The organism is Methylobacillus flagellatus KT, assembly GCF_000013705.1.
GTDB lineage: Bacteria > Pseudomonadota > Gammaproteobacteria > Burkholderiales > Methylophilaceae > Methylobacillus > Methylobacillus flagellatus.
Genome location: NC_007947.1, coordinates 2,826,937 through 2,848,595, shown reverse-complemented (window position 1 = coordinate 2,848,595; position 21,659 = coordinate 2,826,937). Strand labels below are relative to the sequence as shown.

Below are 21,659 nucleotides of genomic sequence, written 5' to 3'. Positions count from 1 at the left end.
GCTCATGCCTCAATAAGATCGGGAAACTTTGCGTTTTCGATATCGACTAGGGCAGTGCCCCATGACAGACCGATACCGAAGCCCGATAGCAGCACGCGCTTGCGGCTGGCTTCCAGCTCTTTGTTGATCCTTGCCGTCATGGTGACCGGCAATGACGCGCCGCTGCTATTGCCGAAGTCATGCAAGGTTGACGGCACTCTTTCTGCTGGTAACCCGAGTTTTTTGCGAATCGTCTCGTTGATCATGCGGTTGGCCTGATGGAACACGAAGTAATCCACTTCGTCCTTGCTGGTTCCCGCATAGGCAAGCAGCTTTTCCACTGCAGGCGGTACGCGCTGGGTCGAGAAGCTCAACACGGCCGGGCCGTCGAGCACGAGGTCGGTGGCGCGGTGCCAGTGATCGCTTTCGTCTTTGCGGAAAGGCACCAGATGCTGCATGCCAACAGGCTCGCGATGGCCACCGACCGGTAGCATGATGGCTTTGTAGCCGCTGCCGTCGCTGTTCAGGTCGAAATGCATGGGCGGCGCATTTTCATCAAATTCGAGAGCAGTGGCCGTGCCCGCATCGGAAAAAATTGGGTCGTTGACGGAGGCGCTGCGGTCGCCTACCAGCAGCAAGCCTTTTTTGATTCCACCTGCCGCTATCATTGAGCCCAGCAAATGAATGCCGAATGGATAAGCAGAGCATCCCAAATTGACGTCAAAAGCTATGGTTGCCTGGGATAGGCCGAGACGGTCTTGCAGGATGATGGCGGTGGCCGGGATCAGATAATCGGGTGACTGGGTGACGACAATCAATGCATCGATTTCTTCTTTTCGCCATTGTAGGCTGTCCAGCAGTTTTTCCGTCGCTTCGAAAGCGAGATCGGAAAAACATTGCCACTCCTGCGCTATGCGCCGCGTTTCGATGCCGATGTTGCGGACTAACCGTTCGCGTTCAGCGCGGATCTGTGGCTTGCAGTCGGCCAGGTTGGAGACGATGCGTTTGGGAACGCAGCTCGCCATGCCGGCAAAACGCACATTGTGTAGTGTTGAGCTAGCCATGATTACTACTTGATGAGTTGATAAAGGTCGCTGATTGACGCGACTTTCTGTAAGTCTTCACCCGTAATGGTTTTGCCGTACTCCATATCGAACATGACAATTACCCCTAAGGCTGCCAGCGAATCCCATTCTGGCATTTGAGAAAACTGCGAGTCGGGGGCGAGGGGGATGGGTTCTTGAAAATCGACTGCAGCGGTAAATTTCTCGATAAAGGTTTCTATGTTATCCATGGTGATTTTCTACTGATGGTGAATGAAATTGCGTCGCGTGCTTGCCAGGTTGACAACGTCAACGATTCGAATGATGTCTTCTGGATTCAGGAACGGGGAAAACGGCAGACCGATCAGGCCTGATGCCACGGCTTCCGCCACTGGAGTCGGCTGCTTGAGGATGGGGGCCACTTTCGCGGCATGCTGGTGCAGAAGCGGCTGGTACCAGCGCCGGGTGGCGATGTGCCGTTGCTGGCAGATGGTTTCCAGCCGGTCGCGCGCTTCTCCTGCCATGCGCAGGCAGAAGATCGTCGGCGCTGCCAAGGTGATGCCCGCCTGCCATTGCAGCTGGTCGCCACAGGCATGTTCCAGGGCCTGTCGGTAATCTCGATAGATGTCTTGCCTGAGCCTGGCTTGCGCATCCCATTGGTCGAGGCTGGCATGAGCGACGGCGGCATGATATTCGGACAGCTTGGCGTTGCTGCCGACAAACGAGAGGTGCCCGACGGGGAAGCCCGCACTGGCGTCAAGATTGATGCCGAAGTTGCTGAGCTGACGCACAGTGGCATTGACAGCCTGGTCACCACTGACTACCAGCCCGCCCTCGCCCGCTGCGAGCGACTTGGTGGCATGCATGCTGTAAATAACAGGGATATCTGGCGCTTCCACCCACTGGCTGCCGAAGGCGCCGGCGGCATCGACAACGACATGGATGCCATATCGACGCTGGAATTCGCTCCATCGCCACGTGTCCTGGGGCTGCCCAAACGCGGCAACGGCCAGCACCGCACGCGCGTCGGTTCGCAGGGCGGCTTCTGCGGCGATTTCCGGTGTCAGCAACCAGGTTGCTGGGTCGATATCGACGACGACCGGGATATATCCTGCACGAATGATGGCTGTGAGTGAGGCGACGAAGGTCAGGGCCGGCACCACTACTTTGCTGCCTGGCGGCAGGTCCAGGCTACTGAGCGTCAGTTCCAGTGCCAGCGTGGCGCTGCTGGTCGTGGTGACATGGATGGAATGTGGGCTGTGTTGCTCGAAAATGGCGGCGAGCCGGGATTCCAGTGCGCGATTGAGTGGACCGAAATTCGAGTAATGGCGGTTGTGGTCCAGCTTGGCAAGATAGGGCGCCAACGCATCCCGGTCAGGCAGTAACGGGGTCAGGAGCGGAATGGCATGAGAGTAGCTCATAGGGCGCGCGCTTGTTCCGCTTCGTAGGTCTTGCGTAATTGCTGCAGATCTTCACTGTATGGAGTGTGGAGCGTGAGGAATCTGGGCTCGCCCAGCAGGTGGTTGAGCCAGAGCTGGCGATAGGCGGTTTCCAGGTCGCGACAACGGCCTGCATAATCCATGAGGACGGATTGCTGCAGCAGCTGGCGCGCCCGGGCACGGTGTTCGACCAAATATTCAGGATGATCCAGCAGGTGCAGCACCTTGGCAACATACGCTTCCTCGGTGGCGGCAACCCAGTCATGCAGACCAAGCCCTTTCAGCGTGGACGCTGTAGAGGCGGAAACAGCATCGGTAGCATCCATGGCAATGATGGGCAAGCCCATCCACAACGTATGCAAGGTCGTGGTCCCGCCGGATACCGGGAAGCTGTCGAGTGCGATGTCCACGATCTGCCCGCGGGTCATGAATTCCTCCATCGGCACCATGGGCGAGACGATGATCCGGTCAAGCGGCAGCCCCAGCCGTATCAGTCTGGGTTCTATGGTGTTGACGGCATCCTCCACGCTTTTTTCTTGCACGTGAATCAGTAGCTGCGCATCGAGGCGGGCTTCGAGGATTTGCTTCCAGACCAGCAGGGCGGAGTCGGTAAGCTTGCGCGAACTGTTGAGCGAGGCCAGGGTGGGCGGATTGCCCTGCAGCATCGGTGGAACAGGCTCCAGCGGTGCATCGTCCGGCGGGATGTAGCTGGCCATGCAGTGCAGGCGGAAGAGCTTCTCGACGTAGTACCGTTCATTCCCTGCCGGGTCCATGCCCCAGTCGGTGAGTCGGTAGTCCATGCCCTGCATGCCCAGCGTACTGCCGACGTAGCCCAGCCATGTCACCTGCACCGGCGCTGCACGGCGGGCAAAGACAAACAGGCGGTTGCCATGGGTATGGCCGGAAAGGTCGACCAGGATATCGATCTTGTGTTGGCGGATCAGGGCATGCAGCGCCTCATCGTTGAGCCTGGAGACATCGTGCCAATGCGGTACATACTGTCTCAGCCTCTCGGTGACGGCATCCTGCTCGCGGCTGGTCGCATAGACGAAGGTTTCCACCTGTGCTGGATCATGGTGAGCAAACACCGGTTCCATGAAGTAGGCCACAGCGTGATGACGCATGTCACCTGAGACGTAGCCGATGCGCAGTACCCGGTCGGGTGCGCGGTCATGATCGAATGCGGCAGGGTGCTTGCCGAGAGGGTCGGCGAATCGCTGCCCCCACGCTTCATAGAGCTGGCGCTTGCGTGCCGGGTCGGGCCGGGCGAGCGAGTGGATGTTGGCGCGATCCAATGCATAGGTGGCGTTGTCCGGCGCTGTTTCGGCCACGTGGTCGATGAAGGCACAGGCTTCCTCATGACGGCCGAGGTAGAAATAGGCAATCGCCAGGCCATAGATGGCTTCGATATTCTGTGGGTCCATGCCCAGCACGAATTCCATGGTCTCCGCTGCCTGCTGGTATTTCATCGTGCGCAAGAAGAGGTTGCCGATTCTCAGCCAGGTCTGGATTTGACCATTCCCGGCCTCCAGCGAGGCGGTGTATTTTGACAAGGCTTCCAGGTAGTTGTGCTCAGCCTCGGCGGCTAGGCCGGCCTTGAATAATGCTTGTGAATGTGCGGATGGCTGATATGACAATTTCTCTGCCTTGTCTTATTCTCTTGATGTTCGCCCTGTATAATCTGCTGAAGCCTATATGTCGCGGCAAATCCCGTCAAGCAGAGTGCCAGGGCATTTACCCAGGTTTTTATACTACTGCCGGATATTCGGCAGCCATGCCGAGAGCAAGAGGGTAATTGGCCGCTTATTCAGGCAATGTAAACACGATCCGGACATTGCTGGTTTGCTAATTCCCCACGAACCTACGTAAAATGTCGCTCTATCGGCGGCGGTTCCGCTGTCTTCAATTCGATCATTTCACTTTGGATAATGTCATTAGGGTAATCAATTGATTCATCTGACCATCAACGGAAACCCCCGGCAGTTCGATGTTGAACGCCTGACGGTGGGAGAGCTGATAGAAAGACTGGGGCTGACTGGGAAGCGTCTTGCCATTGAGCGCAACGGTGAAATCGTGCCGCGCGGCAGCTTTGCCGAGGCGGCACTGAACAATGACGACAAACTTGAAATCGTGGGCGCAGTAGGAGGCGGCTGAGTGGATACATTGAATATTGCAGGCAAGCATTACAATTCACGCCTGCTGGTGGGTACGGGAAAATACAAGGATTTCGAGCAGACCAGGGCCGCCATTGATGCCAGCGGCGCCGAGATCATCACGGTGGCGATTCGCCGCACCAATATCGGCCAGAATGCGGGAGAGCCTTCGTTGCTTGATTACCTGCCGCCGGAAGAATTCACTTATCTGCCGAACACCGCGGGCTGCTACAGTGCGGAGGATGCCGTGCGCACCCTGCGCCTCGCGCGTGAACTGCTTGATGGCCACAAGCTGGTCAAGCTTGAGGTGCTGGGTGATCCCAACACCCTGTACCCGAACATGCTGGAAACCATCAAAGCCGCAGAAACGCTGATCAAGGATGGCTTCGACGTCATGGTCTATTGTTCGGACGACCCCATCATTGCCAAGCAGCTGGAAGACATGGGCTGTGCCGCGGTGATGCCGCTGGCGTCTCTGATCGGTTCCGGCATGGGCATATTGAACCCGTGGAATTTGCAGATCATCATCGAGAATGCCAAGATTCCGGTACTGGTCGATGCTGGTGTGGGTACGGCCTCGGATGCTGCGATCGCGATGGAGTTGGGCTGTCAGGGCGTGCTCATGAATACTGCGATCGCCGCAGCGAAGGACCCGGTGCTGATGGCAGGCGCAATGAAGAAGGCCGTCGAGGCCGGTCGTGAGGCTTTTCTGGCTGGCCGCATGCCGCGCAAGCTCTATTCCGCCTCGCCCAGCTCGCCGACCAGCGGCCTCATCGGATAATTTAGCTACGAACTGAGGAAGCCAGATGACCAAGGACAAGCGCTATGCATTTTCAGTGAAGGTAGAGACAGCGTTTGTGCCTGACCAATCAGACGTGGAACAGAACCGCTACGTCTTCACCTATACGGTCCATATCGAGAATACCGGCAACGTGGCGGCGCAATTGATCAGCCGCCACTGGATCATTACCGATGCCACCGGCAAGACGCAGGAAGTGCGCGGTCTTGGGGTCATCGGCCAGCAACCCCTGCTCCAGCCTGGCGAGCGCTTTCAATATACCAGTGGCACTATGTTGAACACGCCTGTGGGCGAGATGCGCGGCTTCTACCACATCACGGCAGAAGACGGTACGCAGTTCGATAGCGAGATCGCGCCTTTCCAGCTCAACATGCCACGCGTACTGCACTGACTCCATGAACACGCCTTTTGACAGCCTGCGTAAGCAGCCATGGTTGTTATTGGTGTTGATGTTGGCGGCGTGTGGCGGCCATGAGCATGTCCGGGTCGAGCAGCCCTGCCATTGCCCGGAAATGCCTGCACCTTCCGTACAGGTGCCGGATCAGCCCACCCAGCCGTCTACACAAGTTCCCGCGCGCAAGATTCCTGACTATAGCCTGCTCAGGCCGGCTCGCTGGCAGGACCTGGCCGGATTGGAACAGGCGCAACTGAAGGCTGCCTGGCCTGCTTGGCTGCTGGGATGCAGTACCCTGAAAAACCGCCAGCCATGGCAGGCCGCATGCGAAGTGGCCGCCCACTTGCCCCAGAATCCCACTGAGGGTCAAGTGCTGGCCTACTTCCAGCAATATTTCGATGTCTACCAGGCGACCAATCAGGACGGCAGCGATATTGGGTTGGTCACGGGCTATTATGAGCCCTTGCTCAAGGGCAGCCGGGTCAAGACCGCGCGGTACCGGTATCCACTGTATGGACGTCCTGACGACCTGATTACCGTGGAGCTGGCCAGCCTGTTTCCCGAACTGGCCAACAAGCGCGTGCGTGGCCGTGTCGTGGGGAACAAGTTGGTGCCCTATTTCACGCGTGCCGAGATCGAGAGCGGCATGGCACCCCTGGCGGGGCGTGAGTTGCTCTGGGTCGATGATCCGGTAGAGCTGTTCTTCCTGCAAGTCCAAGGCTCGGGCCTGGTTCAGCTTGATCATGGCGAATCCGTGCATGTGGGATATGCAGACCAGAACGGCATGAGCTACCAGTCGATCGGCCGTACCCTGGTCGAGCGCGGCGAATTGACGCTGGACAAGGCGTCCATGCAAGGCATCAAGCAATGGGCGCGCCGGAATCCCGGCAAGTTGCAGGAGCTGCTGAATACCAACCCCAGCTATGTCTTTTTCCGTGAACTGCCTCCCGGCCTGCCCGGCCCGCTGGGCGCGCTTGGGGTGCCCATTCTCGCTGAGCGGGTGATCGCGGTTGATCCCAGGTTCATTCCGCTGGGCGCGCCGGTATTCCTCGCCACCACATATCCCAACAGCAGCGCGCCGCTCAACCGTCTGGTAATGGCGCAGGATACAGGCGGGGCGATCAAGGGCGGGGTGCGTGCCGATTTTTTCTGGGGCGCGGGCGATGCAGCCGGCCGGCAAGCTGGCGCCATGAAACAGGAAGGTCGCATGTGGGTGTTCCTGCCGAAAAACTTTCCCTTGCCTGACCCAGGTAGCGATCGTCCTTAGATCATCTCAGTCAGGCACCTTGGTGCCAGACATAGGCATCCATCGCCAAGATGCCAAAGGTATGCTCGGGTGTATGGCGTACGGCTTTTCCCTGGGTTGCACCCAGGGCGACGAATAGCGGCATGAGGTGGTCTTCATATGGATGGGCCCGTATTCCGCCCGGCGCCTGCCGGCGGTAGTCCAGTAATGCCTCGACATCGCCAGCGGCGATTTTTTCCGCCATCCATCCACTGAATGCGGGCACATAGTCCAAGACCTGCGCGTCGCGGTCCGCACTGAAGAAATCGTGCAGGTTGTGGGTAATGGCGCCAGAGCACAGCAGCATGACGCGATGGGCCTGCAATCCGGCCAATGCTTGCCCCAGCCGGTAGTGTGCCCGAGGCCCGGCATGGCTTTGTATCGAGAGTTGAGTGACAGGGATATCCGCTTCCGGATACATCAGCATCAACGGCACCCAGGCGCCATGATCCAGCCCGCGTACAGGATCGACCTCCACGGCCATACCTTGCGCCGCGAGGGATTCGGCGACAATGTCCGCCAGGGCGGGTGCGCCTGGCGCGGGATATTGCATCTCATACATGGCGCGCGGGAACCCGCTGAAATCATGAATGGTGTCGGGTTGCGTGGCAGCACTGATCCGGGGTTGCGACGTGTCCCAGTGTGCCGAAACAACCAGGATGGCATCCGGGCGCGGCAATGTCTGCCCCAGTGCTGCCAGCATGGCGCCCGTTTTTCCAGGTTCGAGCGCCAGGCTGGGCGCCCCGTGCGAAATGAACAATGTGTTCATGGCATAGCTCCTGTTCGGAATCTACCCTTGCATCCGTCATGCCAGAATATCGTGGATACGCTGTCCCGGCATTTTCCCCCGAATTGACGCGTTGCTTGCACCACCGCTTGGATTGTTTGTTTCCAATTTTCAACGGCGATAGGCGTCAAGGCTCAGGCTGCCGGCACCATAGACGGCAACCTGCAGCAGGCCACCGGTGATCGCCAGATTCTTCAACAACATAATGGTCTGTACTTGGTCACTCAAGTCGAAGTGAAACATGAGCGCAGTGGCCAGGGTGAACAGGGCGATCAACAGGGCCGAGATGCGTGCTTTATAGCCGATCAGCAATGCCGTGGCCAGGCCCAGTTCGACCAGCAATGCAATGGCATAGGCTATTTCCGGCAAGGGTGCGCCGGTGCTGCTGATATAAGCGATCGTGCCGTCCGGGTCTGCCAGCTTGCCGAAGCCACTGATAATGAAAATGGCGGCTAGAAGTGCCCGTCCGGTCAAGGCGGTAATGTTGGCTGCATTCATGAGGTGCTCCCTTGCGATAGGTTTTAAAAGAATGCATCCATTGTATTTTGTAATTCATGGAATGATAATCATGATTTAAATGGTAAGACTGTCCATTTTTGGTTGACAATATGAGCCCTTTGGAACAAATGCGTATTTACGCCGAAGTGGTGAAACACGGAAACTTCACTGCGGCTGCCAGGCACTTGGGCATCAGCAAGCAACTGGTGAGTCGGCGGGTGATGGAGCTGGAGGAACGTCTGGGTGCGCGCCTGTTGCAGCGCACGACGCGAAAATTGTCGCCAACCGAGCTGGGCAGGGTATTTTTCACGCGCTGCCAAACCATCCTGCAGGAGATCGATGAGGCCGAGCAGGAAGTTGCCAGCAGCACAGGCGAGTTACGGGGATTGCTGCGCCTTTCTGCACCAGTGTCATTTGCCAGCATGGTGCTCTCGCCTGCGCTCAACCGCTTCATGCAGTTGCATCCCAATCTGGAAGTGGCGCTGGATGTGGACAACCGCGTGGTGGATCTGGTCGGAGAAGGCTACGACATGGCGATCCGTATCACCAAACAGCCAGATGAGGGGCTGATCGCACGCAAGCTGGCAGACTCGGCCTTGGCCTATTGCTGCAGCCCATCCTACCTGGCGCAGCATGGCGCGCCGCAATCGCCGATGCAGTTAGGCCGACATCGGTGTATTACGTCGAAGGCCGGGGAGTGGCTGTTCGAGGATGCGGGCGAACTGCTTAAGCTGCAGGTGCATCCCGTGTTGCGCTCCAACCATGGCGAAGTCATGTGCGAGGCTGCCATTGCCGGGCTGGGCATCGTCGGCCTGCCTGAATTTTATGTGCGCAAGGCACTGGAGACAGGGGCGCTCGTGCAGGTGCTGCAGGAATATACTGCCGATATCGGCGCTGTCTATGCGCTGTACCCGCCACACAGGCAGGCGTCACTCATGGTGCGCAGCTTTGCCGACTTCCTGCAGGAATGGTTCCGGGCGGCCTAGCCAATGCCGAAAAAGCAAATGGGAGCATGAGCTCCCATTTGTGTGATGCACGTGGACAATCGGTTAGCGATTGCAAACGTACATTGTTACTTCAAAGCCGAAACGCATTTCGGTCACTTCTGGCTTGGTCCACATGATAAACCTCCTTAACATAACGACTATCGGGGTTGCTACCATCCTGCACATTGCAGGACGTGAAGCAGACTTTACGCCCCTCCATCAGGTTTAGCATGCGTGTCAGCCATTAAAATCAGCTCATGATTTTCATGAGCATGCATGAGCCAGTTCAGTCGTGGCGCTCTGCAGCGTTCTCCAGCTTTTCGCCGCCGCGCTGTATGTCCTGGCCTGCGCCCTTCATGGTATTACAGCCGGTCAGCGCAATGAATCCGCACAGCATCAGCAACGCAGTCAGTTTCTTCATGGTGTTCTCCTTGCCGAAATGATCGAGTATTAGCAATATAGTGGCTTCAACTCAGCAGCATATTCGGATAATGGCTGAATAAGATGTAGGACGGCTCCTACCTGGCCGGCCGGATGCGGGACCATGCTAATCCGCCGATGGCCAGGAACACCAGCCCGCCGATGGCGACGGTGGCCGGGATGACCGGCAGCTGCTGCCTGCTGAGCAGGATGTAGAACCCCATCATCAAGAGCATGCAGATGTTCTCGAACAGGTTCTGGATCGCGATAGCGTGCCCGGATCCCACGGATTCGTGACCTCTTTCCTGCAGCAATGCGTTGAGTGGCACGGCATAGAAGCCACCGAGAAAGCCGATTAGCAGCAGCCATGCAATGGCGGTGGCGATAGTGTCACTATAGGCGAATGCCATGATGGCCAGCCCGATGAGAATACCTGCGGGCAAAGCGCGATTCACCGTGCGCAGGTCCACCCAGCGCGCTGCGGCGATGGCGCCGAGTGCGATCCCGATGGCAACGGCGCCGCTGAAGCCGGCAGGCGTGCTCAGGTCGTGAATGTCCAACGCGGCCGGTACCCAGGCGACCAGGAGGAAACGCAAGGTGCTGCCTGCCCCCCAGAAAACGCTGGTGCCGGTGATGGAAAACCTGGCGTCCCGGTCCCGCATCAAGGTGCGTGTGGCCTGGAGAAAATCCCGGCACATGGCAAGCGGCGAGAAATCGGCAAGTACATGTGATGGCGGCAAGCGAGGAATCAGCAGATTGATGGCCGCGGCAAGCAGGTAAGCCGTGGCGATCACGTATAATGCCCCGGCCAGCCAGAAATCCGCGAGCCAGCCGCCCAGGACTGCGCCCAGCAAAATGGCGACGATGGTGGAGCCTTCCATGAGGCTGTTGGCCTTGACCAGCTTGTCCACCGCTACCAGTTCGCTCAGGATGCCGTATTTGGCCGGCGAATAGGTGGCGGCCCCAAGGCCGACCATGCCATAGGCCAGCAACGGGTTGAGTCCGGCGATCATCGCTGCGGCACCCAGGAATTTCATGCTATTGGCAATCAGCATCACGCGCCCTTTCGGCAATGTATCGGCGAAGGGCCCGGCGAACGGAGCCAAGATGATATAGGCGATCACGAAGAATTCCTGCAATAAGGGAATCTGCCATGCCGGCGCGCTGCCAGCTTTGATCAGGGCAATCGCTGCAAACAGCAATGCGTTGTCGGCCAATGCCGAGAGGAACTGGGCAAGCATGATGGCCATCATGCCGCGACTGAGCAACGAGGTGTGCGGAATGGGCGAAGTATGGGGTGTCATGTTCATCTTTCGTTCAGTTCACTGGCGTGCGTCTAATATCAGCGGTCGTGTCGGCGGTGTCGAACAAGGCCTTCATGGTCACCATGGTGCGGCAACGGTGAGTTTTCCGTTGCCGGGCAATGTTGCCTGGCACACCATCATAGCGCGATGCGATATTCTCGCTGCCTTGTATGGCATTTTGTGTGATGCTGCCATGCTATCAGAGGTTGCAGAAAGACAAGATGTGCCTGTGATGCGGTATTCCCAGTGTTGAGATCACGGGGAGATATCCTGCCACGCGGCGGGAACCGGGCGGACGTTCGTATGACGATAAACTTGCTTGCCATCATGAATGGCAAGCAAGTTTCTTTCAAAGATCACCCGTGATTCGCTAATATGCTGGTATGGTTCGCCCGGCAAGCCGGAGTGAACGTGCAAGCCTTAGAATAATGAATATCAACCCTTGGCGGTGTGAAGTGAGTGAAAAGCTTTTGAAGCAGGTTAATGACAAGGTAAGCCTTTGTGAAAAGATTGCAGCTGAAGGATTCAGCTTTGTTCCCGGACAGCAAATAAGGGAATGGCTGCTGGCCTCCAATTCAGAGGCCCTGCAAGACTGGCAGGCCTTTGACGCCAGCTGGGACGGGATGCCCCTGGATGAGTACATGGCGGATGGTGGTCGTTATCGCCGGCGCCGCTTCGCCACCTTGAGTGCCGCCACCGAAGGCCCCATCATGCTGGAGCCTCACCAGCCGCACTACCAGAGCCGGGAGTACAACTCGCTCAATGGCGGGATTGCGCGCATCTATGAGCCTATCCCCCCTGCCGTGATTCAGGGGCAGACGATGCAGAGCATCCTGCAGCTCAGCCGGGACTTGTTCAGCCACCTGCGACCGCAGACGCGCTGGCATATCGAGGCCCATCAATTCCGCATAGAAACCAACCAGCATGAGCGTGGCCAGCCCGCACCGGAAGGTGTCCATCGGGACGGGGTGGATTATGTACTGGTCATGATGGTCAAGCGCGTCAATATATCCAGCGGCACCACGACGCTGCACAATCTGGACAAGGTCGTGCTGGACAGCTTCACCCTCACTAACCCACTTGACTGTGCCCTGGTGGATGATCGGCGGTGCATGCACGGCGTGACGCCGGTCGAGCAGATAGACCCAGCCAAGGCGGCCTATCGCGACGTACTGGTCGTGACGTTCACTGCCAAGTTGTAAAAGTAGTATGTGCCTGCTGCGCTTGATTGATACGGCATCTGTAGCATGCCCTTGAGTGGCCACACATGCGAGAGTGGCCACGGAAGTAAAGGAATATGAGCGATTCGATTCATCATGCCTTGTTGCGTGTCCTGTTGCTCGGCTTGCTCCTGGCCGGTGGGCAGGCGCTTGCCGAGCCTTTGGAGAAGGTCAGGCTGCAGCTCAAGTGGTATCACCAGTTTCAGTTCGCCGGCTATTATGCGGCGCAGGCAAAAGGCTTTTATCGTGACGAGGGCCTGGATGTCGAGATCGTGGAAGCGGATATGGAACGCTCCTCCATCGATCGCGTCGTATCCGGCGATGCCCAATACGGCGTGGGCGATGCAGAGATCGTCATCGCCCGCCTTCACGGCAAGCCGCTCGTCGCTCTGGCTACGATCTTTCAACATCCCGCCCATGTGCTGCTGAGCAAGAAGTCCAGCCATATCCGCAGTCCGGCCGACTTGGCAGGCAAGCGCATCATGCTGGCGAACTCCGAGTGGCAGGATCCCCAGCACCGGGCATTGCTGCGCAAACATGGCATCGACCTGCAGGAGGTTACCATCCTGCCTCATCGCGGCCAGCTGGAGGATTTGCTGGAAGACCGGGTAGATGTTATTTCCGCCTATGCCACGGTGGAGCCGCTGCGGATGGCAGAGCTGGGCATTGATGCCTCCATGCTGATGGCGATGGATTTCGGTGTCGATTTCTATGGCGATACCCTGTTCACGACAGAAGCCGAACTCAAGGCCCACCCTGAGCGTGCAGAGGCTTTTGTACGTGCCAGTCTCAAGGGCTGGAAATATGCATTGGCCAATCCGCATGAAATTTCCCAGTTGATTCTGCAGATGCCTTCCGCCAGGCAACCACCTCCCAGCACGCAGCAGCTGATGTATGAAGCCAGGGAGATGGAGCGCTTCATCTTGCCGGAGATGATCGAGCTGGGACGGATGTCGCGGGCGCGTTGGGATTTCATTGCCCATACTTTTGCCGAGCTGGGCCTGGTCGAGCCAGGGTACTCCCTGGACGGATTTCTCTGGAAGGATGGAGATGATGCCACCAACCCCCTGGTCAATTGGTTCATGGCCGGGGCCTTGTTCACAGGCATAGTTGCCGGCCTCGTCTTGCTCTGGAACCTGCAGATCCGCAGGCGAGTACGGGAGCGGACACAAGCCCTGCATGAGGAAGTCCGCCAGCGGCGGATGGTCGAAATGGAGCTTCAGTCCAGCCAGGAACAAGTCCGGCTGACTTTCCATAGTGCCTCTGCAGGCATTGCGATGACTTCCGTCGATGGACAGTTCCTGCTCGTGAACCCCGCGTTCTGCGAGATCGTGGGTTATTCCGAGGATGAGCTGAAGAAGATGCACTGCCGCGACCTGAATGATGGCAGAAATGAACTGGATGCCTGGAAGAACCGGCAATGGTTGTTGGAAGGCAAGATTGACCGTTCGGTCGTGGAAAAGCGCTACACGACCAAATCCGGTCGTTCTGTCTGGGTGCGGATCAGCGCGAGCTTGATCAAGGGGCCTGACGGTAGCCCGCGCAACCTGATCAAGGTGGTGGAGAATATCGAGCAGCAGAAACGCCAGGAAACCCTGCAGGTCGAGCAGCGGCATCTCCTGGAGCGCATTGCTGCCGGTGCCGTATTGGATGATGTGCTGCTGGCGACGGTCACGTTGCTCGAAGAGCAATATCCAGACCTCATGTTCTCCATCATGCTGCTGGATAAGGCAAATGCCTTTGCCAGGGGCATTGCGTTGCGCTTGCCCAAGCGCTACCTGGACAAACTCAAGGGCTTGCAGATCGGTCCTGCAGCCGGCTCTTGCGGGACGGCTGCCTATGAGCGCCGCACGGTAGTGGTGGCGGATATCCAGCAGGACCTGCTGTGGCGCAATTACCGTGACCTGGCCAGGCGCTTTGGCCTGAGGGCATGCTGGTCCATGCCCATCTTGTCGAGCAATCAGCAGGTACTAGGCACATTCGCAGTGTATAGCCGCGAAGTGCGCGTGCCCGAGCAGCGTGAAATGGAACTGGTGAGCGCATGCTCCCATATCGCTGGAATCGCGATCGAGCGTCACCACTCCGAGGAGCAGCTTAAGTTACTCGAAACCAGCATTGCGCGGCTCAACGATATCGTCCTGATTGCCGAAGCCGACTCTGAAGGCAAGCAGAATCCGCGCATCATTTTCGTCAACAAGGCATTCGAGCGGCTTATGGGTTACACGGCGGAAGAGGTGCTGGGCAAGGACCCAGGGTTCCTGGACGGGCCAAACACGCAGATGGAAGAGTTATGGCGCGTCAAGGCCCTGCTCAAACAGGGTGAGTCTGTGCGCACTGAGCTGGTTAATTACCGGAAGAATGGTGAGGAAATCTGGCTGGAAATGGACATCCTGCCCATTGCGAACAGCGCTGGGGTATTCACGCACTGGGTTTCGGTGCAGCGCGATATCACCGAGCGCAAGGCGGCCGAAAGCAGGATTCAGCACCTGGCTTTCTATGACATGCTGACCAATCTGCCGAACCGTTTACTGCTGCTTGACCGGCTCGAGCAGGCATTGCTCAACAGTATGCGGCTGAAACGCTCCGGCGCTTTGTTGTTTCTCGACCTCGACAATTTCAAGACGCTTAACGACACTCACGGCCATGATTTCGGCGACATGCTGCTGGAGCAGGTGGCCCAGCGCTTACTCAACAGCGTGCGCATCACTGATACCGTGGCGCGCCTGGGCGGGGATGAGTTTGTAGTGGTGGTGGAAAATCTCAGCGAACAAGGCTGCAATGCCGCGCAGGAAGCCAGCCTGGTTGCCGACAAGATTCTCCTTGCGTTGAGCCAGCCTTTCAGGCTGTCGGGATACGAGCATTATTCCTCCTGCAGCATCGGAGTGGCCCTGTTCTGCAACGAGCAGCAGGTAACCGTGGACGAATTGCTGAAGCGGGCTGACCTGGCGATGTACGAGGCCAAGGCCGCCGGACGTAATACCTTCCGCTTCTTCGACCCGGCGATGCAGGCACTGATCACCAAGCGCGCCGCCATGGAAGAGGATCTGCGGCAGGCATTGCGCCGCGATGAGATGCGCTTGTATTACCAGCCGCAGGTGGATAGCCAGGGAAGCTTGCTGGGGGCGGAGGCGCTGGTGCGCTGGGAACATCCGCAACAGGGCTTGCTCTCCCCGGCTGCGTTCATCGAGCTTGCAGAGGAAACCGGCCTGATCCTGCCGATCGGGGAATGGGTGCTGAGAACCGCCTGCATGCAGCTCGTGGCCTGGGCGGGGCGCCCTGAGACGGCTGGCTTGGTGCTCTCCGTCAATGTGAGTGCACGCCAGCTTCACCAGCATGATTTTATTGACCGCGTATTCTCCATCCTGAAGGAAACGGGCGCCAATCCGCAGTCCCTCAAGCTGGAGCTCACGGAAAGCACACTGGTGGAGAACATCGAGGAGATGATTACCAAGATGAACATTCTCAAGGCCATGGGCGTGGGGTTCTCCATGGATGATTTCGGTACCGGCTATTCCTCCCTGGCCTACCTCAAGCGCTTGCCGCTGTCACAGCTCAAGATAGACCGCTCATTCGTACGCGACGTCCTGGTCGACAGCAATGATGCTTCCATCGTGCAAACCATCATCGCCCTGGGTCATGGACTGGGGATTGAGGTCGTGGCCGAAGGTGTGGAAAGCTGGGAACAGCAACAGTTCCTGGAGAAGCACGGCTGCCTCGAATACCAAGGCTACCTCTTCGGCAGGCCGCAACCAGCCGAGCAACTCGAGCGCGAGTTTGGCCTCGCCGTGAATTGACATCTGCCTGGTTTTTGGGAACTATCCCTCTGGATATGTGCAATCTTTCACATATTGACTGTATCCACATGAGGAGATATGCCATGAAAAAAATACTATGCTCCGGGTTTGCCATCTGTATGCTGGCAGGGGCGACCTTCAGCGTCCAGGCGGCAGAAGAGGAATTCTACGGCGTGATTGAAAGCCGCCCGCAAACGGCGGAAGGCACCTGGGTCGTATCCGGTCGCAAGCTGGAGGTGACCAAGAAGACCGAGCTCGAGGAAAAGCATGGCCCACTGGTCGTTGGTGCCTGCGTGGAAGTCGAGATTGAAGACGGTCTGGTGGAAGAGATCGAAACCAAAAAGAAGGATAAGTGCGCCAAGTAATGCCGCCTGCTTGCCTAAGTTGCCAGCCATCATATCAAGCCAAAGGCATCCGCAACGCTAGGTGCGCCTGATGCCTGCCCGGACGTTGGCCCAGTCCGGGCAGGTCCTATCATGTCGTGGCATATCTGGAAATGCCGGGGTGAAAATGTGCTTGATTCATATATTGAATCTTCCCGATTAGCGCTATGCTGATCGTCTGGGCTGCATGCCGCAGTCCGGCGGCTGTCACGTCCAATTCCACTAATTGCCTGAAGATTGAGCGATCATGCAAGAATCTGCCTCTGCCATTGAGATTGCGCGCAAAACGCTGATACAGCTTTCCTCGCGCAAGATACCGCCCACGCCGGATAATTTCCGTATTGTCTATGACGAAATTGCCGGGGTGAAATCCATGGACAGCGCTTCCGGGCTTGCCGATTCATTGCATGAGGTGTTGCTCGCCGCCGGCGTACAGAACCCGAAATATCTGGTGGCGGCGCAGGCGATCAAGCAATCGGTGGATGCCGGTAACTGGACGCGTTTCAAGGAGCAGCTCAGCAACCTGCTGCCGCAGGCGGCACCAGAGGATGAAGTCACCTGGCCAGTGGCGCTTCGGCACTTGCTCAAGCAACTGGAGGTCAGCCACAAGGGCATCACCCTTAGCCGCAAGCGCGAAGGCTTGCAGCGCCTGCTGAGCAATTTCGAGCAGGACCCGGGATTGCCACAGAAAATCCACGCCCTGGCAAGCTCATGGGGGTCCGGCATCAGCGAGAACCTGGTGAATGACGCGCAGCAGGAAGGCGTGCCGGCCCAGGATGCCGCCCCAGTGCCAGCTGGTGACGGGCAGGAATCAGCGCGTGCCTACTATGCGAGAATCGCAGACCACTGGCGCAACATGCTGATGCGCACCATCAAGCTGATCGTGATTCCGCAGCTGGCTGCTTGGCCAGAAATGGCGAAAAAGGCTGAAGCCTTGCTCGAGGATATCCGCCTTGCTTATGCGGAACACGATGTGCTCAAGCAGGGGGAGGCCCTGAAGTCCATCTTGTTCACGCTGGAAATGCATGGCGATACTCAGCAGCGCACCCATGAGGGACTGCTGCAATTGCTGCGCCTGGTAGTCACCAGCATGAATGAGCTGGTGATGGAAGACAAGTGGCTGCATGGGCAGACCATGATCGTGCAGGAGCTGCTGCAGAAACCGTTGTCACTGGATATGCTCTACGACGCGGAAAGCAGCCTGAAGGAGCTGATCTTCAAGCAGGGTCAGCTCAAGCCCCGCTTGCTGGATGCGCGGGACTCCATGAAGAAAATGGCAGAAGTCTTTGTCGGCCGCCTCGCGGACCTGGTAGACAGCACCAACGAATACCAGGAAAAAATCGACGGTTACAGGCAGAAAATCACGGAATCTGAAGACATCGTCGAGCTGAATGCGCTGATTGACCATATGCTGGAAGACACGCGCAGCATCAGCTTCAATATCCGCCAGTCGCGGGAAATCCTGGCAGAGACACAGCAACGCGTAGCCGAATCGGAACGCCTGGTGCAGGAGCTGACCGCCAAGCTGGAGCATGTGAACGAAGTCGCGCACGAGGACTTCCTGACCGGAACCTTGAACCGGCGCGGCATGGAGCAGGCACTGGAGCGCGAGTTTGACCGGGCGAGGCGCCATGCCACGCGGTTGAGCCTGGCCATGATGGATATCGACCATTTCAAGCGCCTCAACGACAGGCTGGGCCATGCGACGGGCGACAAGGCGCTCGTGCATTTGTCCAAGGTGCTCAAGGCTTCATTGCGCAGTACCGATGTGCTGGCGCGCTATGGCGGCGAGGAGTTCATCATCATCCTGCCGGACACGGGAGAAGCCGAGGCTGTGGAAATCATGAAGCGCGCCCAGCGGGACCTCACACGTAATTTCTTCATGCACAACAATGAGCGTGTCCTGATCACCTTCAGCGCCGGTGTTGCGGAGCGGGAACAGGATGAACCTCCCGAGTCCTTGGTGCCACGCGCGGACAGGGCGCTGTATCACGCCAAGCAGGCAGGCCGCAACATGGTGGCAGGCGCGGCCGATATTGCCGATTGAGCCTGTTGATGTTCACCGCACTTCCTACAGTCCCGATCTCTATCGGCAAAGCCTGAGTTTTCGCTAGTTGATCGCATACAGCGCATTATTCAGTCGTGCGACCGACAGCGCGTCGGTATATATGCGAGAGTTCCTCAAAGAGGCGCTGAAATTATGCGGCGGCGGTTATCATTTCCATGACCATTCAAGCTTGATTTAGAGCCAAGCGGTGCGGGTAGATTGCTGACTGAAGAGCCATCAGCATGCGCTGGCATGAGTGGGTGTGCGGATGTTGGATCACGTGATTGTGGTGGGGGCGGATACGGTATCGTTTGCCGAACGTTGGTTATTGTGGGGTCGGGGAGGGACTTCCCCGTTTTCCTTTAAATTGGATGGCTGCTTTCGACCCAAAGCGGACAGTGAATAATTACCTTGAAAAGGAGCACCTAACGCCTGTCTTATGGGGAGTTTGAGGCGACGACTATCTTTGCAGCAAAAAACTTGGCTGCGGGTCAAACGCCCCTTGCAACGATTTATTCGATACTGCATCTTTTTGCGTATCAAGCTTGGAGATACAGTCGCATTGTCTCGATAGACTCTGTGAGTTCAGCTGTGGTAAATAATACATTCCGGTCGTTCTCCGGATGATGAATTTGATGGCGAATGTATTCGGTAAGAATGACTTGCTCCGTTACCGTAGAACCATCTCGCCGAAGACGATTGTACTGACGCAGTGGTTTGCTGCGCTTGTAATCATCCAAGCGTCCTTCTGCCTCAATGAACCCGTATAGTTCGTTGTGATACTCATAAGACGCCTCTCCAAACGCTGAAAAATTCACTTCGTTAAGGCTTGGATATGGTAACCCATGCTCAAGCACGGGCGAGACTCGTGTCGGAATCTGATTTGAAATCAGAATAATGTTTTCAAACTTCAGACGCTTGACGATTTCTGGGCTGTGTGTTGTGAGTAGCACCTGAGTGTTGCGCGCCTCGGACAGGGCAATCAGAGCATCAGTCAAAGCGCGCTGATGCTCTGGGTGTTGAGATGTTTCCGGCTCTTCTATGGCGTATACGATATCGGGCAAGTTGGCTTCATTTTTTCTCCTCTCTGCTTCTGCACGGAAGAAACTGATCAGCACAAGGCGTCTTACGCCACTTCCTCTTTTATTGATGGGTATATCATCATCCCCGGTAATAGAGACGTTCTTGAAGACATCCAACCACTTCAGGCTGGCGAAATCAGGAAGTTGAGGATCGAGCGAATTGGCAATGGCCGGAGCCATTTCGCCAAGCTTCTTTAGAGTTCTCTGCGCCACCTCATCCAGACGTGTCTTCACCGTTTTCGTGACCTGCGCCAAGTCTTTTTGAATTTTTGGATCACCAAGGATTTCTCTGACAGCGATACGCATTGGATCCTGGACTTCATCGTCAGAATCGCTATTCTTTCGATCAGATTGAAACAGCGTGTACAGCGGCATATACGACTTAAGTTGTTCCCAGATGCTCTTGGCATCAATCTTGGCAACTTCAATTTCGCAATCGCCTAACTGCAAGTTAGCCTGCCCGCCCCAGATCGCCTTTCTTAATTCAGCGTTCTTTGTTTTGTCCGGGCAATCGAAGCCACCAGCTTCCAATATCTTCTTGAGATCAGCGTTCTTTTTCAGAAGTAAGTCAGTACATTCTGGGTTCGCGGGATGGTTAGCCTTAATAAATACCTTTTCCTTCCCCGCATTTGGGTATCTCTTGATGACATGCAAGGTTCCCTCAGACGTTAGCAAATATTCCTCCTGCAGTGTCGTTTGGTTTGTGGTGTCTATAACGATATTTTCAGGGAGATCAGTAAATTCGACTTGGATTTCAATGCAATCCTGCCCTTGAGCAAGGCAATCTTTGTTTATATCGTCCTTGTCAATCTTGACGCAGCCCTTGCCTTCATTGAAAAAGATGTCCAACGCTTCAAGAATCGTTGATTTCCCAATGTCGTTACGGCCAACTAGAACGAGCAAGTCATCAACCTGTACCGTCACGGGGCTTGAGTAGCTTCTAAATCGGTTCACAGTTACGGCTTTTATTTTCATCTTGTTCTCCCCTCTATGTTGCCAATCGGCATCTAACTATAAACAGGCGACTAGTCAGCGAAGACGATTGATCACCTAAACAGATCGAATTTAATATTTAGTGGAACGTATTGGCGAAAAATCTTCACACTTCTTTTTAGTCACACCAAAAGATCTACAGATGCGAGGACTTCCGCTCTTGGCCGAAAGCGGTCATTAAAATAATTAGATAATAAGCGAAATACTCTTTATATGTGTCTTTGCTACGCGAACTGCGCTGCTCCAGGTTCGCTATTTGCGCATCCCTGACGCCCACGGCCCGCGGCTTCCAGCTTTGTGGGCCTGCGAGCTTCGCTTGCCGTGCAGTTCTGCATATCCCAGCGGCCGCTGCCATGTCCAGCTCTCTCTCCTAACTACCCTTCAGGGGCCGCATGGATAGCAGTTGGCTCCTAAGCCGAAAAAATGGCCTTCTGTCCAAGAGCCCTAGTGTGTAGATAGAAATACTATTTTTTTTAAGTCCCTACGATGCTCTGGTCGATGGACCCGTACTCGAACAAGTTGATATCTTCACCACCCCCTACCCAAGCCGTTGGCATGAAGTTTGCCGCAGTTAGATATGGTTGCCGGCGTCCTGCCGTGCTAGCATAGCAGGACATTGTGGTTCGCCGCATTTCATTTGTTCATCCTGAATACAAACACGCATTTGATCACACCTGAACGCCTGAGATACTTTGCACTGGGCATGCTCATCCTGTTGGTTGCTGGCATTTTTATCGGGGGGGAGGCGCCTGGAGCAGGCTCGTTGTTTCCACCGCCCTGGGATAAGGTCGTGCATTTCTTCGTCTTTGGTGCCGTTGGGGTGCTTACTGGCCTGGCCTTTTTCCGGTTGCCGCTGGTTGCCGTCTGGATCATCGTGGTGATGCTGGGCGCTGCCGATGAGCTGCACCAGCTGTATATTGAGGGGAGGCAGGCTGGCCTGGACGACTTGCTGGCAGATGCACTGGGAGGCTTGGCCGCATTACCGGTGCTTGCCTTGGTGCGGCGCTGGCTGGGCCAATATTCCTGATTCCTGGCCGGGGCCGGCTGGTGTCA

20 protein-coding genes are annotated in these 21,659 nt (G+C 56.7%); 10 read left to right on the top strand and 10 right to left on the bottom strand.

What is annotated here, in order from left to right:
• Positions 1 to 2: 2 nt before the first annotated feature.
• The 4 genes from MFLA_RS13455 to MFLA_RS13440 are packed head-to-tail and all read right to left on the bottom strand — an operon-like array spanning position 3 to position 4,098.
• On the bottom strand, positions 3 to 1,043 hold the full coding sequence (locus MFLA_RS13455) for a ketoacyl-ACP synthase III (protein ID WP_011480858.1): 1,041 nt from the start codon (positions 1,041 to 1,043) through the stop codon (positions 3 to 5).
• Between the two features lie 5 nt (positions 1,044 to 1,048).
• On the bottom strand, positions 1,049 to 1,273 hold the full coding sequence (locus tag MFLA_RS13450; protein ID WP_048811765.1) for an acyl carrier protein: 225 nt from the start codon (positions 1,271 to 1,273) through the stop codon (positions 1,049 to 1,051).
• A 9-nt stretch (positions 1,274 to 1,282) separates the two neighbouring features.
• Positions 1,283 to 2,443 carry a DegT/DnrJ/EryC1/StrS family aminotransferase gene (locus MFLA_RS13445; RefSeq protein WP_011480856.1) on the bottom strand — a complete coding sequence of 387 codons (1,161 nt, stop codon included), beginning with the start codon at positions 2,441 to 2,443 and terminating at the stop codon, positions 1,283 to 1,285.
• Entirely contained in the window at positions 2,440 to 4,098 is a 1,659-nt protein-coding gene (locus tag MFLA_RS13440; protein ID WP_011480855.1) for a tetratricopeptide repeat protein, read from the bottom strand. Before MFLA_RS13440 ends, MFLA_RS13445 begins: the two co-directional genes overlap by 4 nt.
• Positions 4,099 to 4,408: 310 nt before the next feature.
• On the opposite strand from MFLA_RS13440, the gene thiS reads away from it, so the two are divergent.
• The 4 genes from thiS to MFLA_RS13420 are packed head-to-tail and all read left to right on the top strand — an operon-like array spanning position 4,409 to position 7,074.
• Positions 4,409 to 4,615, top strand: a complete 207-nt coding sequence (gene thiS, locus MFLA_RS13435; RefSeq protein WP_011480854.1) for a sulfur carrier protein ThiS — start codon at positions 4,409 to 4,411, stop codon at positions 4,613 to 4,615.
• Positions 4,616 to 5,395, top strand: coding sequence for a thiazole synthase (locus MFLA_RS13430; protein ID WP_011480853.1), 780 nt, complete (start codon positions 4,616 to 4,618; stop codon positions 5,393 to 5,395).
• Positions 5,396 to 5,420: 25 nt separating this feature from the next.
• A complete protein-coding gene (gene apaG / locus MFLA_RS13425) occupies positions 5,421 to 5,804 on the top strand; it encodes a Co2+/Mg2+ efflux protein ApaG (RefSeq protein WP_011480852.1) in 384 nt (127 codons plus the stop codon).
• A 4-nt stretch (positions 5,805 to 5,808) separates the two neighbouring features.
• Entirely contained in the window at positions 5,809 to 7,074 is a 1,266-nt protein-coding gene (locus MFLA_RS13420) for a murein transglycosylase A (protein ID WP_011480851.1), read from the top strand.
• A gap of 10 nt (positions 7,075 to 7,084) precedes the next feature.
• On the opposite strand, the gene MFLA_RS13415 is transcribed toward MFLA_RS13420, so the two are convergent.
• Together MFLA_RS13415 and MFLA_RS13410 are read right to left on the bottom strand one after the other, a co-directional pair.
• Entirely contained in the window at positions 7,085 to 7,861 is a 777-nt protein-coding gene (locus tag MFLA_RS13415) for a DODA-type extradiol aromatic ring-opening family dioxygenase (RefSeq protein ID WP_011480850.1), read from the bottom strand.
• A gap of 129 nt (positions 7,862 to 7,990) precedes the next feature.
• Entirely contained in the window at positions 7,991 to 8,377 is a 387-nt protein-coding gene (locus tag MFLA_RS13410) for a DoxX family protein (RefSeq protein ID WP_011480849.1), read from the bottom strand.
• A 128-nt stretch (positions 8,378 to 8,505) separates the two neighbouring features.
• On the opposite strand from MFLA_RS13410, the gene MFLA_RS13405 reads away from it, so the two are divergent.
• Positions 8,506 to 9,363: a LysR family transcriptional regulator gene (locus MFLA_RS13405; protein WP_048812015.1), complete on the top strand. Its 858-nt coding sequence runs from the start codon at positions 8,506 to 8,508 to the stop codon at positions 9,361 to 9,363.
• A gap of 63 nt (positions 9,364 to 9,426) precedes the next feature.
• On the opposite strand, the gene pqqA is transcribed toward MFLA_RS13405, so the two are convergent.
• From pqqA to lplT, 3 genes are all read right to left on the bottom strand, one after another.
• Positions 9,427 to 9,498, bottom strand: a complete 72-nt coding sequence (gene pqqA, locus MFLA_RS14740) for a pyrroloquinoline quinone precursor peptide PqqA (RefSeq protein WP_081774944.1) — start codon at positions 9,496 to 9,498, stop codon at positions 9,427 to 9,429.
• A gap of 151 nt (positions 9,499 to 9,649) precedes the next feature.
• Positions 9,650 to 9,784, bottom strand: a complete 135-nt coding sequence (locus tag MFLA_RS14735; protein WP_011480847.1) for an entericidin A/B family lipoprotein — start codon at positions 9,782 to 9,784, stop codon at positions 9,650 to 9,652.
• 97 nt (positions 9,785 to 9,881) lie between these two features.
• Positions 9,882 to 11,087: a lysophospholipid transporter LplT gene (gene lplT, locus MFLA_RS13395; RefSeq protein ID WP_195742021.1), complete on the bottom strand. Its 1,206-nt coding sequence runs from the start codon at positions 11,085 to 11,087 to the stop codon at positions 9,882 to 9,884.
• A gap of 383 nt (positions 11,088 to 11,470) precedes the next feature.
• Between lplT and MFLA_RS13390 the strand changes: the two genes are divergently transcribed.
• The 4 genes from MFLA_RS13390 to MFLA_RS13375 all read left to right on the top strand — a co-directional run bounded on the left by MFLA_RS13390 (position 11,471) and on the right by MFLA_RS13375 (position 18,531).
• A complete protein-coding gene (locus MFLA_RS13390) occupies positions 11,471 to 12,289 on the top strand; it encodes a 2OG-Fe dioxygenase family protein (RefSeq protein ID WP_011480845.1) in 819 nt (272 codons plus the stop codon).
• A gap of 95 nt (positions 12,290 to 12,384) precedes the next feature.
• On the top strand, positions 12,385 to 16,101 hold the full coding sequence (locus MFLA_RS14195; protein WP_011480844.1) for an EAL domain-containing protein: 3,717 nt from the start codon (positions 12,385 to 12,387) through the stop codon (positions 16,099 to 16,101).
• An 83-nt stretch (positions 16,102 to 16,184) separates the two neighbouring features.
• Entirely contained in the window at positions 16,185 to 16,466 is a 282-nt protein-coding gene (locus MFLA_RS13380; protein WP_011480843.1) for a DUF5666 domain-containing protein, read from the top strand.
• Between the two features lie 265 nt (positions 16,467 to 16,731).
• Positions 16,732 to 18,531, top strand: coding sequence for a GGDEF domain-containing protein (locus MFLA_RS13375; protein ID WP_011480842.1), 1,800 nt, complete (start codon positions 16,732 to 16,734; stop codon positions 18,529 to 18,531).
• A 539-nt stretch (positions 18,532 to 19,070) separates the two neighbouring features.
• Here MFLA_RS13375 and MFLA_RS13370 read toward each other — a convergent pair.
• Positions 19,071 to 20,588, bottom strand: coding sequence for an ATP-binding protein (locus MFLA_RS13370; protein ID WP_011480841.1), 1,518 nt, complete (start codon positions 20,586 to 20,588; stop codon positions 19,071 to 19,073).
• A 721-nt stretch (positions 20,589 to 21,309) separates the two neighbouring features.
• Here MFLA_RS13370 and MFLA_RS13360 point away from each other — a divergent pair.
• Positions 21,310 to 21,633: a VanZ family protein gene (locus MFLA_RS13360; protein WP_229407069.1), complete on the top strand. Its 324-nt coding sequence runs from the start codon at positions 21,310 to 21,312 to the stop codon at positions 21,631 to 21,633.
• Positions 21,634 to 21,659: the final 26 nt, after the last annotated feature.

Coding starts and splice junctions, on each gene's coding strand:
- MFLA_RS13455 (WP_011480858.1), bottom strand. CDS start 1,043: ATGGCTAGCTCAACACTACACAATGTGCGTTTTGCCGGCATGGCGAGC.
- MFLA_RS14735 (WP_011480847.1), bottom strand. CDS start 9,784: ATGAAGAAACTGACTGCGTTGCTGATGCTGTGCGGATTCATTGCGCTG.
- MFLA_RS13380 (WP_011480843.1), top strand. CDS start 16,185: ATGAAAAAAATACTATGCTCCGGGTTTGCCATCTGTATGCTGGCAGGG.
- MFLA_RS13390 (WP_011480845.1), top strand. CDS start 11,471: ATGGTTCGCCCGGCAAGCCGGAGTGAACGTGCAAGCCTTAGAATAATG.
- MFLA_RS13370 (WP_011480841.1), bottom strand. CDS start 20,588: ATGAAAATAAAAGCCGTAACTGTGAACCGATTTAGAAGCTACTCAAGC.
- apaG (WP_011480852.1), top strand. CDS start 5,421: ATGACCAAGGACAAGCGCTATGCATTTTCAGTGAAGGTAGAGACAGCG.
- MFLA_RS13375 (WP_011480842.1), top strand. CDS start 16,732: ATGCAAGAATCTGCCTCTGCCATTGAGATTGCGCGCAAAACGCTGATA.
- MFLA_RS13410 (WP_011480849.1), bottom strand. CDS start 8,377: ATGAATGCAGCCAACATTACCGCCTTGACCGGACGGGCACTTCTAGCC.
- MFLA_RS13405 (WP_048812015.1), top strand. CDS start 8,506: ATGCGTATTTACGCCGAAGTGGTGAAACACGGAAACTTCACTGCGGCT.
- MFLA_RS13445 (WP_011480856.1), bottom strand. CDS start 2,443: ATGAGCTACTCTCATGCCATTCCGCTCCTGACCCCGTTACTGCCTGAC.
- MFLA_RS13415 (WP_011480850.1), bottom strand. CDS start 7,861: ATGAACACATTGTTCATTTCGCACGGGGCGCCCAGCCTGGCGCTCGAA.
- MFLA_RS13420 (WP_011480851.1), top strand. CDS start 5,809: ATGAACACGCCTTTTGACAGCCTGCGTAAGCAGCCATGGTTGTTATTG.
- lplT (WP_195742021.1), bottom strand. CDS start 11,087: ATGACACCCCATACTTCGCCCATTCCGCACACCTCGTTGCTCAGTCGC.
- MFLA_RS13450 (WP_048811765.1), bottom strand. CDS start 1,273: ATGGATAACATAGAAACCTTTATCGAGAAATTTACCGCTGCAGTCGAT.
- MFLA_RS14195 (WP_011480844.1), top strand. CDS start 12,385: ATGAGCGATTCGATTCATCATGCCTTGTTGCGTGTCCTGTTGCTCGGC.
- MFLA_RS13360 (WP_229407069.1), top strand. CDS start 21,310: ATGCTCATCCTGTTGGTTGCTGGCATTTTTATCGGGGGGGAGGCGCCT.